Genomic DNA, 13,033 nt, shown 5'->3' on the forward strand with positions numbered 1-13,033 from the left:
TTGAGCACCTTTGCACTTGCCGGCCAGGCATTGAGCGTTCTGCCCGCCAGCATTCCCAGCCCGACCTGGTCCGGGTTCGAGATCCCGCTGCCCTGGGGGCAGCTCTCGATCCGTGCCTACGCCCTGTGCATTCTGCTCGGCATCATTGCGGCCTTGTGGCTGACCAGCGTCCGTTGGAAAAAACGCGGTGCTCCGGAAGGCTCGCTCTGGGACATCGCGATTTGGGCGATCCCGTTCGGGATCGTCGGCGGCCGGCTCTACCATGTGTTCTCCTCGCCAGAAGCCTATTTCGGTCCGGGATTCAACGGCACCGGCGACCTGTCGAAGATCTTCCGGATCTGGGAAGGCGGCCTGGGCATCTGGGGCGCGGTCCTACTGGGCGTGGTCGGCGCCTGGATCGGATGCCGCCGCGCCGGGGTGAAGATCACTGCGCTCATCGATGCCGCTGCGCCCGGATTGCTGCTGGCCCAGGCCATCGGCCGTTGGGGGAATTACTTCAACCAGGAACTCTTCGGCGCGCCCACTACGCTGCCTTGGGGACTGCAGGTGGATCCGAACAACCCGAATTTCCCGACCGGATACGCTGCGGACACACTGTTCCAACCCACCTTCTTGTACGAATCCTTGTGGAACTTGGTAGGCGTGCTGATCCTGCTGCTCATCGACCGCCGGTTCCAACTCCGCCGCGGCCGGTTGTTCTGGCTCTACGCGATGTACTACACCTTGGGCCGGGTTTGGATCGAAGCGTTGCGCATCGACACTGCGGAACAGATCACCTTCTTCGGCATCACCACGCGGTTGAACGTCTGGACGTCGATCTTGGTCTTCCTGGTGGCCCTGGTGGTCTTCCTGGTGCTCAGTTTCACCGGGCGCAAGGACGGATCCGAGGACTCGGTGCTGCTGCCCGGCCGGGTTCCGGCGGGCGTTGCCGCGGAACCTGCCGAAGCGGCGGGGGAGCCTGAGCTGTCCGAGCTCGATGCCTCGGGCGAAACACGCGTCCAGAATGTGGACAAAGCGTCTCACGATGCTGTCGAAGATTCCGCGCGTGGTAATCTCGCCGATAACCCTTCGGAGGTGCAGACCAGCGCCGAAACCGAAGCTGGGAAGCAGGCCGGAAGCACAGACCGGCTCTGAGCATCCGGCAACAGAACAAAGTCGCCGGAGCGCCTCCCACCGGTTGTGACGGACACCCGTGTGCACCCGTCTGCAACCTGACGAGTGTGACCGCTGTCATATAATTCCGGTTAAGGAATGCTTTATCAGCTCGGCTGCGTGCCTCTGGCGCGAAGCCCGAGCGGGGCCAGTGTTGTCCCCTCCGAATGCTCTCTCAGGGGGAAGGACTCAGCTATGACTCAGAACCAACCGGCAGTTCCCACGTACACTGCCGTTTCCCCGTTCGAACGGTTTTCCACGATTCCGGCAGCGCAGGGCCTGTATTCGCCGGAAGCCGAAAAGGACGCTTGCGGTTTGGCGATCATCGCCACGCTGCGCGGCGAGGCCGGACACGATATCGTCGACGCGGCCTTGACTGCGCTGCGGGCCCTGGAACACCGCGGCGCGGTGGGCGCGGACGAAGGCACCGGAGACGGTGCGGGCCTGCTCACCCAGGTGCCGGATGAATTCTTCCGCGCGGTGCTGGACTTCGGGCTCCCGGCACCGGGTCACTACGTGGTCGGCACGGCCTTCCTGCCGGTGCAGGAGGACGAGGCCCGGATCGCCACCGAGGGTTTGGCGTCCTTGGCCGCCGAAGAAGGCCTCCGGGTGCTCGGTTGGCGCAAGGTCCCGGTCGTCGCCGATCTGGTCGGTTCGATGGCGCGCACCTCGATGCCGCAGTTCCGGCAGCTTTTCCTGGCTTTGCCGGACGGCGAAACACCGGCCTCGGGCGAGATCGCCCAGGTCTTGGACAGCCGGGCGTTCCGGGTCCGCAAGCGGGCGCAGAACAAACTGGGAGTCTACTTCCCGTCGCTCTCTTCGCGGACCATCGTGTACAAGGGCATGCTCTCCACGGCGCAGCTCGAGCCGTTCTATCCGGACCTTTCGGACAGCCGGTTCAAGACCAAGCTGGGCATCGTGCATTCCCGGTTCTCCACCAACACCTTCCCGTCCTGGCCGCTGGCCCAGCCGTTCCGGACGATCGCGCACAACGGCGAGATCAACACGGTCAAAGGCAATCGCAACTGGATGCGGGCCCGGCAATCGACTTTGGCGAGCCCGCTGCTCGGCGACAACCCCGAGGAGTTGTTCCCGATCTGTACGCCCGGGGCTTCAGACTCGGCGTCTTTCGATGAAGTCGCGGAGCTGCTCTGGCTCTCCGGACGGCCGATCACCCAGGCGATCATGATGATGATCCCGGAGGCCTGGGAGAACCACGCCACGATGGATCCGGCCCGCCGGGCGTTTTACGAATACCACTCGCTGTTGATGGAACCCTGGGACGGTCCGGCCGCGGTGTCCTTCACTGACGGTTCGCTGGTCGGCGCGACGCTGGACCGCAACGGCCTGCGGCCCGGACGGTATTGGATCACCGAGGACGGATTGGTGGTGTTCGCCTCCGAAGTCGGCGTGATCGACATCGAACCGGCGAAAGTGGTCAAAAAGGGCCGGGTCTCGCCGGGCAAGATGTTCCTGGTGGATACCGAAGCGGGCCGGATCGTGGACGATTCGGAAATCAAGTCCGAGCTGGCCAGTGCTGAGCCCTGGGCCGATTGGCTCAAGGACAATCTGATCAAGTTGAGCGATCTGCCCGAGCGGGAGCACGTGGTGCACACCTCGGCCTCGGTGAACCTGCGGCAGCGGACTTTCGGTTACACCCAGGAAGAACTGCGGATCCTGCTCGCGCCGATGGCCCGGACCGGAGCTGAACCCTTGGGTGCGATGGGCTCGGATACGCCGATAGCGGTGCTGTCCACCCGGCCGCGGTTGCTTTTCGACTACTTCGTGCAGTCCTTCGCACAGGTGACCAACCCGCCGCTGGACGCGATCCGCGAAGAACTCGTGACCTCGCTGAAAACTTCGATCGGCCCCAATGGCAACCTCTTGGCCAGCAACAAGGTGACCAAACCCCAGGTCGCGCTGGATTTTCCGGTGATCGACAATGACGAACTGGCCAAGATCGCCAACATCGAGTCTTCCCAGGGCGAAAACGAAGGCGAGCGGCTCGCGATCAAGGTGCGCGGCCTGTACCGGCCCGACGGCGGCGAGGCCGCACTCCGGGCCCGGCTTTCCGAGATCTGCGAACAGGTTTCCGGCGCGATCAACCGCGGTGTGCATTACGTGGTGCTCTCCGACCGGGACTCGAATGCGCAATGGGCGCCGATTCCGTCGTTGCTGCTGATCAGTGCGGTGCACCACCATTTGCTGCGCAGCGCGAACCGCACCAAGACCTCGCTGGTGGTCGAAGCCGGAGACGTCCGGGAGGTGCACCATGTGGCCCTCCTGGTCGGTTATGGAGCCGCCGCAGTCAACCCCTACCTGGCGATGGAATCGGTCGAAGAACTGATTCGCAGCGGAGACGTCACCGGGGTCACCCCGGAGGCGGCAGTCCGCAATCTGATCAAGGGCCTGGGCAAAGGCGTGCTGAAGATCATGTCCAAAATGGGCATCTCCACCGTGGCTTCCTATTGCGGGGCGCAGACGTTCGAGGCGCTGGGCTTGGCGCAGGACCTGGTGGACGAGTTCTTCGCCGGTACCCGCAGCCAGCTCTCCGGCGTCGGGCTGGGCGTGATCGCGGCAGAAGTCGCGGCCCGGCACGCCATGGCATACCCGCCAGAAGGCGTCGAGCAACCGCACCGGCCGCTGTTGGGCGGCGGCGAATACCAATGGCGCCGGGAAGGCGAGCCGCACCTGTTCAACCCGGATACCGTGTTCCGGCTGCAGCACGCCACCCGGGAACGCCGCTACGACATCTTCAAGAGCTACACCAGTGCGATCGACGACCAGTCGAAGAGCCTGATGACGCTGCGCGGCCTGCTCGGCTTCAAAGCCGGAGCGCGGGCCGCAGTCCCGATCGATGAGGTGGAGCCGGTTTCGGCGATCGTGAAGCGCTTCTCCACCGGCGCGATGAGCTACGGCTCGATCTCCAAGGAAGCACACGAAACCCTTGCGATCGCGATGAACCAGCTCGGCGCGAAGTCGAATACCGGTGAGGGCGGCGAAGACATGGACCGGTTGTTGGACCCGCGCCGCCGTTCGGCGATCAAACAGGTCGCCTCCGGGCGATTCGGGGTCACCAGCCTGTATCTGAGCAATGCGCAGGACATCCAGATCAAAATGGCCCAGGGCGCCAAACCCGGCGAAGGCGGCCAGCTGATGGCGCAGAAGGTCTACCCGTGGGTAGCGGCGACCCGGCACTCCACACCCGGCGTCGGACTGATTTCGCCGCCGCCGCACCACGACATCTACTCGATCGAAGACCTGGCGCAGCTGATTTACGACTGCAAGCGGGCCAACCCTTCGGCCCGGGTGCACGTCAAACTGGTCTCCGAAGTCGGCATCGGCACGGTGGCCGCCGGCGTGACCAAGGCCAAGGCCGACGTCGTCCTGGTTTCCGGGCACGACGGCGGAACCGGTGCCTCGCCGCTGAACTCGCTCAAGCACGCGGGCGCGCCCTGGGAACTGGGTCTGGCCGAAACGCAGCAGACCTTGATCCTCAACGGCTTGCGCGACCGGGTGGTGGTGCAGGTGGACGGGCAGCTCAAGACCGGCCGGGACGTGGTGATCGCGGCCCTGCTCGGTGCCGAAGAGTACGGCTTCGCCACCGCGCCGCTGGTGGTTTCCGGCTGCATCATGATGCGGGTCTGCCATTTGGACACCTGCCCGGTGGGTGTGGCCACGCAGAACCCGGAATTGCGCGCGCGGTTCTCCGGCAAGCCGGAATTCGTGGTCAACTTCTTCGAGTTCTTGGCCGAAGAGGTCCGTGAAATCCTCGCCGAACTCGGGTTCCGGTCGCTCGAGGAAGCCATCGGGCACAGCGATGCGCTGGACATCCGCAAGGCGGTGGACCACTGGAAGACCGAGGGGTTGGAGCTGGCACCGCTGCTCGAAGGGCAGAGCTTCGACCGCGATGTCCCGCTGCGCAACCTGATCGGGCAGAACCACGAGTTGGACAAGCACTTCGACCAACAGCTGATCACCATGGCCGCCGAAGCGCTGGCCGACCGGGTTCCGGTGAAGATCAGCGTCGGCATCGTGAACACCGATCGCTCGGTGGGCACCATGCTGGGGCACGAAGTGACCAAGAAGTTCGGCATCGAGGTGCTCGGTACCGACACCATCGATGTCACGCTGACCGGCCAGGCCGGGCAGTCATTGGGCGCGTTCCTGCCGGCCGGCATCACGCTGCGGCTGTACGGCGATTCCAATGATTACGTGGGCAAAGGCCTCTCCGGCGGTCGGATCATCGTCCGGCCGGACCGCAGCAACACCTTCCCGGCGGAACAGAACGTGATCGCCGGCAATGTGATCGGTTACGGAGCCACCAGCGGCGAGTTGTTCCTGCGCGGCCAGGTCGGCGAACGGTTCCTGGTGCGGAACTCGGGTGCCACCGCGGTGGCCGAAGGGATCGGCGACCACGGCTGCGAGTACATGACCGGCGGCCGGGCACTGATCCTGGGCCGGACCGGGCGCAACTTCGGCGCCGGGATGTCCGGCGGCGTCGCCTTCGTGCTCGATCTGGTGCCGGCCAAGGTCAACAAACAGGCTTTGGATTCGGGAGAGCTGCAATTGCTCGCCTTGGATGCCGAGGACCGGGAATTCGTCCGCAACCTGCTGCGCCAGCACCAGGAGGAGACCGACTCGGCATTGGCCGCCAGACTGCTCGAAGATTTCGATGCCGTGGCCGGGCAAATCACCAAGGTGCTGCCCCGGGACTATGCCGCGGTATTGCAGACCAGGGCTACCGCCGAGGCGGAGGGCTTGGACCCCGACGGAGACGTCGTTTGGCAACGAATCCTGGAGGTGACCGGTGGCTGATCCACGTGGCTTTCTGAAGACCCGGGAACGGCAGACCCAACCGCGCCGGCCGGTCCCGGTGCGGATCATGGACTGGAAAGAAGTCTACGAAGCACAGGAAAAAGGCGTGCTCAAGTCGCAGGCCGGCCGGTGCATGGACTGCGGAGTGCCGTTCTGCCATCAGGGCTGTCCGCTGGGCAACCTGATTCCCGAATGGAACGACCTGGTCTGGCGGGACAAGGGGGAAGAGGCGATCGAGCGCTTGCACGCGACGAACAACTTCCCGGAATTCACTGGAAGGCTCTGCCCGGCGCCGTGCGAATCATCGTGCGTGCTCGGCATCAACCAGCCCGCGGTGACCATCAAACAGGTCGAGGTTTCGATCATCGATCAGGCCTTCGAACAGGATTGGGTCAAGCCGCTGCCGCCGGCCAGGCTGACCGGGCACACCGTCGCGGTGGTCGGTTCCGGCCCGGCTGGGCTGGCTGCGGCGCAACAACTCACCCGGGTGGGCCATACCGTTGCGGTGTACGAACGGGACGACCGGATCGGCGGCTTGCTCCGTTACGGCATCCCGGATTTCAAAATGGAAAAGGAGCACTTGGACCGCAGGCTGGAGCAGATGCGCGCCGAAGGCACCCGGTTCCGGGCCGGCGTCGAAATCGGCAAGGACATTTCTTGGGAGCAGCTGCGCCGGCGCTATGACGCAGTGGTGATCTGCACCGGTGCCACGGTGCCGCGGGATTTGCCGATTCCGGGCCGGGAGCTGGCCGGAGTGCATTACGCGATGGATTACCTGGTGCAGTCCAACCGGGCAGTGGCCGGCGATCCGGTGCCGGACCAGATCGATGCGCGCGGCAAACACGTGGTGATCCTCGGCGGCGGGGACACCGGAGCCGACTGCCTGGGCACTGCGCACCGGCAGCAGGCCGCCTCGGTGACCACCTTGGCGATCGGCAAACAGCCACCGGCCGAGCGTCCTGAACACCAGCCGTGGCCGATGTTCCCGACCCTGTTCGAGGTCGCCAGCGCGCACGAAGAGGGCGGCGAGCGGACCTATTTGGCCTCCACGGTCGAGTTCATCGGTGCGGACGGCGTGCTCACCGCGTTGAAGATCGCGGAAACCGAGTACCGGGACGGCAAGCGGCTGCCCAAGCCGGGCACGGAACGCGAGATCCCGGCGGATCTGGTGTTCCTTTCCCTGGGCTTCACCGGGCCCGAGCCGGCTGGGATCGCGGAACAGGTAGGCGCCCAGTTCGACGGACGCGGCAATCTGGTCCGGGACGGTTACTACATGACCGACGTCGACGGCGTTTTCGTGGCCGGTGATGCCGGGCGCGGCCAGTCGCTGATCGTCTGGGCGATCGCCGAAGGCCGGGCCTGCGCTGCGGCGGTGGACCAGCACCTCAGCGGAAGCACCAGCCTTCCGGCACCGGTCGCGCCCACCGACGTCGCTATTTCCCCGCTGTGAGTTCGGCCTGAAGGACCGGCACCGGCACTGAAGATTCACTGGAGGGTCAACTCCAGGTCATGCGAGCACATGGGGCTCAGATTAGGGTAGGTATATGAGACGCGCAAAAATTGTTGCAACTTTTGGGCCGGCCATCTCCGGTTACGAGCAGGCCCTGGCCGTGCTCGACGCCGGCGTGGACGTGGCCCGGATGAACATGAGCCACGGTGACTACACCGTGCACAACGAGACCTATGAGAATGTCCGCAAAGCGGCTGCGGCGTTGGGCAAGCCGGTGGCGATCATGGCCGATCTGCAGGGGCCGAAGATCCGCCTGGGCCGTTTCGTCGACGGTCCGTACGCCCTGGCGCCGGGCGATGTCTTCACGATCACCACGGAAGACGTTCCGGGCACCAAAGACATCTGCTCGACCACGTTGAAGAGCCTCACCGAAGACGTCAAGGTCGGCGATGCGCTGCTGATCGACGACGGCAAAGTCTCGTTGCGGGCCACCGCTGTGGACGCGGTAAAGGTGGTCACGGAAGTAGTGGTCGGCGGCATGGTGTCCAACAACAAAGGCATCAATCTGCCCGGCGTCGCGGTGAACGTGCCGGCGCTGAGCGAAAAAGACGAAGAAGACCTGCGCTGGGCGATGGGCCGAGGCGTGGATCTGATCGCTTTGTCCTTCGTCCGGGACGCCTCGGACATCGTGCGGGTGCACGAGATCATGGACGAAGAGGGCCGCCGGGTCCCGGTGATCGCCAAGATCGAGAAGCCGCAGGCCGTGGACAACCTCTCCGAGATCATCGATTCCTTCGACGCGATCATGGTGGCGCGCGGCGACTTGGGCGTGGAACTCCCGTTGGAGGAAGTGCCGATCGTGCAGAAGAAGGCGATCGAGTTGGCCCGTCGTTGGGCCAAGCCGGTGATCGTGGCCACCCAGGTGCTCGAATCGATGATCGAGAACCCGCGGCCCACCAGGGCGGAGGCTTCGGACTGCGCCAATGCGGTGCTCGACGGCGCCGACGCGGTGATGCTCTCCGGCGAGACCAGCGTGGGCAAGTATCCGATCGAGACGGTCAAGACCATGGCCCGGATCATCGAATCGACCGAAGAACACGGTTTGGAGCGGGTCCCCGCGCTGGGCACCAGCCCGAAGACCCGCGGCGGCGCGATCACCCGGGCCGCCGTGGTGATCGCGGATCAGCTCAACGCCAAGTACGTGTGCGCGTTCACCCAGTCCGGCGACTCGGCACGCCGGTTGTCCCGCTTGCGGCCGGTCAAGCCGGTCTTCGCGTTCACCCCGGATGAGCGGGTCTGGAATCAGCTTTCGCTGACCTGGGGGATCCAGCCGATCATGGTCCCGATGGTGCACCACACCGATGAGATGACGGAACAGGTCGACCACATGCTGCTGGAAAAAGGTTTGGCGCAGGTGGACGACGTGGTGGTGATCGCCGCCGGTTCCCCGCCCGGGCAATCCGGCTCGACCAATACGGTCAAAGTGCACAAAGTGGGGGACCTCTCCGACTTCTCCGAATCCGGACGCAACAATCGGGAAAAGGTCGGCCCTTGGCCGGTCGTGGAACCGAAAAACTAAGCTGAAATTGACGACGGCGGGCGGCCACCTTTCGGTGGCCGCCCGCCGTCGTCAATTCTGCGTGCAGCCGGTCAGTTGACCGGGCTGGCTCAGTTGAGCGGGCTGACTCAGTTGACCTGGCTGATGATGGTGTCCGCGACCTCGCGCATGCTCAACCGGCGGTCCATCGACGTCTTCTGGATCCAGCGGAAGGCTTCCGGCTCGGTGAGCCCCATTTTGGTGGTCAGCAGCGACTTCGCGCGTTCCACCAGTTTGCGGGTTTCGAAACGGTCCTGCAGATCGTGCACCTCGGCCTCGAGGATCTTGATTTCCTCATAGCGCGAGAGTGCGATCTCGATCGCTGGAACCAGATCGGCCGGGGTGAACGGCTTGACCACGTACGCCATGGCGCCGGCGTCGCGGGCCCGTTCCACGAGTTCCTTCTGGCTGAAGGCGGTCAAGAGCACTACCGGGGCGATGCGTTCCTTGACGATCTTCTCCGCGGCGCTGATCCCGTCCATGACCGGCATCTTGACGTCCATCAGGACCAGGTCGGGTTCGAGCTCCCGGGCGAGGTCCAAAGCCTTCTCGCCATTGTCCGCTTCGCCGACCACATCGTAGCCTTCGCCACGGAGGATCTCGATGATGTCCAAACGGATCAGGGTTTCGTCCTCCGCGACAACGACGCGCCGGGGAGCGGGTACGGGCGCGGACTCGGCGGGTTCGGGGGATTCTGACACGGTGGCTCCTCGTACTGCTGGATGGTTTTCATAAAACAGCCTATCTGCATGTAGAGTTATTTCTCGCACGTGAACGTCAAGCTCAGCTGAAAGCGGAGCGTGATCTTCATCGCTGCAACTGCCGGGAAGTGCCCGCCCGAGTGGCGGAATTGGCAGACGCGCTGCACTCAAAATGCAGTATCGAAAGGTGTGTGGGTTCGAGTCCCACCTCGGGCACTGGTCCCAAGCCGCTGGTCAGCTTAGCTGGCCAGCGGCTTTCTTTTTGACCCGAAGTTCTGCCCAACTTCCGAGGGCGGGAGCTGGGCAGGAGTGCTGCAGCCCAAGATCCGGGTGCCGAAGCTGGGCGGTATTCCACTGCCGGTTGAGATACAACTATGGTTGACTTGTATCGCAAGCGCCCGGGTCACCTCGGAACGGGCAGCACCGCCGAACAAGGGAGTTCTGATGCCGCAGCAAACACCGGACCGGCAATCCGAGCTGAACAGTCCGCTGACCCTGCCCTGCGGCCAAGTGCTGCCCAATCGGATCATGAAGGCCGCGCTCAGTGAAGCGCTCGGCGATCCGGGGCACCGGCCGAGCGACCGGCTGGAAACGCTGTACCGGCGCTGGGCCTCCGGCGGTTTCGGCCTTTTGGTCACCGGGAATGTGATGGTCGACCGCGGACAGCTCGGCGAACCGGGCAATGTGGCCGTCGAGGACCGCCGGGATCTGGCGCGGTTGCGCCGTTGGGCCGACGCCGGGCAAGGCCACGGCAGCCGGATCTGGATGCAGATCAACCACCCCGGGCGGCAGGCGAATCCGTTGGCCGGCCGCTCGCGACCGGTGGCGCCCAGCCCGGTGGCGTTGAAGATCCCCGGGGCCTCAGCGCCGCAGGAACTCGACGAAGCGCAGATCGAGGAGATCATCGGCCGGTTCGCCGAAACTGCGGCAGTCGCGGAAGCGGCCGGCTTCGACGGCGTGCAGATCCACGCCGCGCACGGCTACTTGATCGCGCAGTTCCTGTCCCCGCTGTCGAACCTGCGCAGCGATGACTGGGGCGGCGATGCAGAACGCCGGAGCAGGTTCCTTTTCGCCGTGATCCGGGCGATCCGGGCCAATGTCGCACCGGAGTTCGCGGTCGGGATCAAATTGAATTCCGCGGATTTCCAGCGCGGCGGCTTCAGCGAGCAGGAATCGCTCCAGGTCCTGGCCCGCCTCGCCGAGGCGAACATCGACCTGATCGAGATCAGCGGTGGCAGCTACGAGGCGCCGGCGATGATGGGGCAGGCCAAAGCGCAGAGCACCTTGGACCGTGAAGCGTATTTCCTGGAGTATGCCAAAGCCGCCAGATCGCTGGCCGGCGCGGTTCCACTCGCGGTCACCGGAGGGTTCCGCAGCCGGGCGGCGATGGCCGAGGCGGTGTCCTCCGGCGCCTGCGACGTGGTCGGCCTGGGCCGGCCCACTGCCACCGCCCCCGATGCGGCCGACCTGGTCCTCGCGGGGGCCAAGGAGAAACTGGCGGCGCCGCGGATCCGGGCGGGTCTGCGCCCGGTGCTGGGCCGGGTGACGGACGTGAAAACCATCGACGGATTCTTGGACCTGCAATGGCATACCGACCAACTGCATCGGATCGGCGCGGGGAAGAATCCGGACTTGTCCCGGCCTTGGTGGAAAACCGTCGGCTCGATGCTCAACCGGAACGGCGTCGAGGCGCTGCGACCCAAGCGGCGGTCCGGCTGAACCCGAAAACCTGAGTCGGGCCGGGTTCGGCACTCTGGTCCGGGCCCGGCACGGTGGGTCGGTGGCGTGCGGCCGGGTTGGTGTTAGATTGATGCCAGGTTCCAGCCGATGCCTTGGGCCTGGTGCCGGGCGAGTCCGGGGAGGAGCGTGCGCATGGCCGATGTCGGGCCGGATCTGAGTGCCTCCGAATTGGCGTCGGGCTTTGCCTCCGGAGCATTCAGCCCGAGCGAAATCTGCACAGCCGTGCTTGCTCGGATCGCGGAACGGGAGCCGGTGATCAACGCCTTCTACCGCTGCGATCCGGATGCTGCGCAGCAAGCCGCGGCGGCGAGCACCCGGCGTTGGGCCAGCGGCCGGCCGCTGGGCCCGCTCGACGGAGTCCCGGTGACGGTCAAGGAGAACATTGCGCGCCAGGGTATCCCGATGCCGTCCGGGACTGCGTTGCCGAACCCTCCGGTGGCGCTCGCGAACGCCCCGGTGACCGATCGGATCTTGGAAGCCGGCGGCGTGCTGCTCGGCTCGACCGTGATGCCGGACTGGGGGATGCTTTCCTCCGGCGTCTCGAGCCGGCATGGAATCAGCCGGAGCCCCTGGAATCCGGCCTGGACCACCGGCGGCTCCAGCGCGGGCGCCGGAGCGGCTGCTGCGGCAGGTTTCGGACCGCTGCACGTCGGCACCGACATCGGCGGTTCGGTCCGGCTGCCGGGCACCTGGTTGGGCCTGGCCACGCTCAAGCCCAGTGCCGGAAGGGTGCCGCTGGACGTGCCGTATGCCGGACGGGCCGCCGGCCCGATGGCCCGGACGGTGCGCGATGCCGGCTTGCTGATGTCGGTCATCGGGCAGTTCGATGCGCGCGACTACTCGACCCGCCCGTACCCGGCAGCCGACTGGCGCTCGCTCGGCGCCGGGGAGCCCGAGGTGGCCGGACTGCGGGTGGCGGTGCAGTTGGATGCCGGCGCCGGAGCGCCGGTGGATGCCGAGGTCGCCGCTGCCGTGTGGGCGGTCGCCGAACGTTTCGCCGAGGCGGGGGCCGACGTCGGGCCGCTCGGGCCGTTGCTCGACCAGGCGATGCTGGACGGCTTGGACAATTTCTGGCGGATCCGCGCCTTCAAGGACTTCCGGGCCCTGGACGAAGCCGGACAAGCCTTGCTGCTGCCGTACATTGCGCGATGGTGCGCGATCGGGGCCCGGTTCGACGGTGCCGACGCGCTGGCCTGTTACGAAACCATCGGGAGGGTGCAGCAGGCCACGGTTGCCGCGACTTGGGCGTACGACGTCGTGCTCTCCCCGGTGGCTCCGATGGCCGCCTTCGCCGCCGAGAAGCCGATGCCGAACGACGACCCCGAAGCGACCATGGACCACATCGCATTCACCGTGCCGTACAACATGTCCGGTCAGCCCGCGGCCACGGTCAATTGCGGATTCAGCTCGGACGGCCGACCGATCGGCGTGCAGATCGCGGGCCGGGTGGGCGACGATCTCGGGGTGCTCAAGGCTGCTGCCTGGTATGAAGCGAACCGGCCGGCGACGGCGGTGCCGGATTGGGCGGGTCTGGCACAGTCGGTGTGATGCCCGGCCCGGAGCGGTTCCGGCTGC

Annotated in this window: 7 protein-coding genes and 1 tRNA gene; 7 read left to right on the forward strand and 1 reads right to left on the reverse strand. The window is 65.7% G+C overall.

What is annotated here, in order from left to right; translation table 11 throughout:
* The 4 genes from lgt to pyk all read left to right on the forward strand — a co-directional run bounded on the left by lgt (position 1) and on the right by pyk (position 8,999).
* Positions 1-1,134 carry a prolipoprotein diacylglyceryl transferase gene (gene lgt / locus JOE69_RS17420; protein WP_309800918.1) on the forward strand — a complete coding sequence of 378 codons (1,134 nt, stop codon included), beginning with the start codon at positions 1-3 and terminating at the stop codon, positions 1,132-1,134.
* A 213-nt stretch (positions 1,135-1,347) separates the two neighbouring features.
* Complete coding sequence (gene gltB / locus JOE69_RS17425; protein WP_309800922.1) at positions 1,348-5,970, forward strand: glutamate synthase large subunit; 4,623 nt, start codon at positions 1,348-1,350, stop codon at positions 5,968-5,970.
* A complete protein-coding gene (locus tag JOE69_RS17430) occupies positions 5,963-7,420 on the forward strand; it encodes a glutamate synthase subunit beta (RefSeq protein WP_309800926.1) in 1,458 nt (485 codons plus the stop codon). The genes gltB and JOE69_RS17430 overlap by 8 nt, the downstream gene beginning before the upstream one ends.
* A 94-nt stretch (positions 7,421-7,514) precedes the next feature.
* Complete coding sequence (pyk, locus tag JOE69_RS17435; RefSeq protein ID WP_296361606.1) at positions 7,515-8,999, forward strand: pyruvate kinase; 1,485 nt, start codon at positions 7,515-7,517, stop codon at positions 8,997-8,999.
* 107 nt (positions 9,000-9,106) lie between these two features.
* Here pyk and JOE69_RS17440 read toward each other — a convergent pair whose 3' ends face one another.
* Positions 9,107-9,718 (reverse strand): ANTAR domain-containing response regulator, encoded by a 612-nt coding sequence (locus JOE69_RS17440; protein WP_309800930.1) that lies wholly within the window; start codon positions 9,716-9,718, stop codon positions 9,107-9,109.
* Between the two features lie 134 nt (positions 9,719-9,852).
* On the opposite strand from JOE69_RS17440, the gene JOE69_RS17445 reads away from it, so the two are divergent.
* The 3 genes from JOE69_RS17445 (at position 9,853) to JOE69_RS17455 (ending at position 13,006) form a co-directional block, all read left to right on the forward strand.
* Positions 9,853-9,934 (forward strand) — tRNA-Leu (locus JOE69_RS17445).
* A 228-nt stretch (positions 9,935-10,162) separates the two neighbouring features.
* Complete coding sequence (locus tag JOE69_RS17450; protein WP_309800933.1) at positions 10,163-11,437, forward strand: NADH:flavin oxidoreductase/NADH oxidase family protein; 1,275 nt, start codon at positions 10,163-10,165, stop codon at positions 11,435-11,437.
* A gap of 153 nt (positions 11,438-11,590) precedes the next feature.
* A complete protein-coding gene (locus tag JOE69_RS17455) occupies positions 11,591-13,006 on the forward strand; it encodes an amidase (RefSeq protein WP_309800935.1) in 1,416 nt (471 codons plus the stop codon).
* Positions 13,007-13,033: the final 27 nt, after the last annotated feature.

The sequence above is a fragment of the Arthrobacter russicus genome (assembly GCF_031454135.1).
GTDB classification, from domain to species: Bacteria; Actinomycetota; Actinomycetes; order Actinomycetales; family Micrococcaceae; genus Renibacterium; species Renibacterium russicum.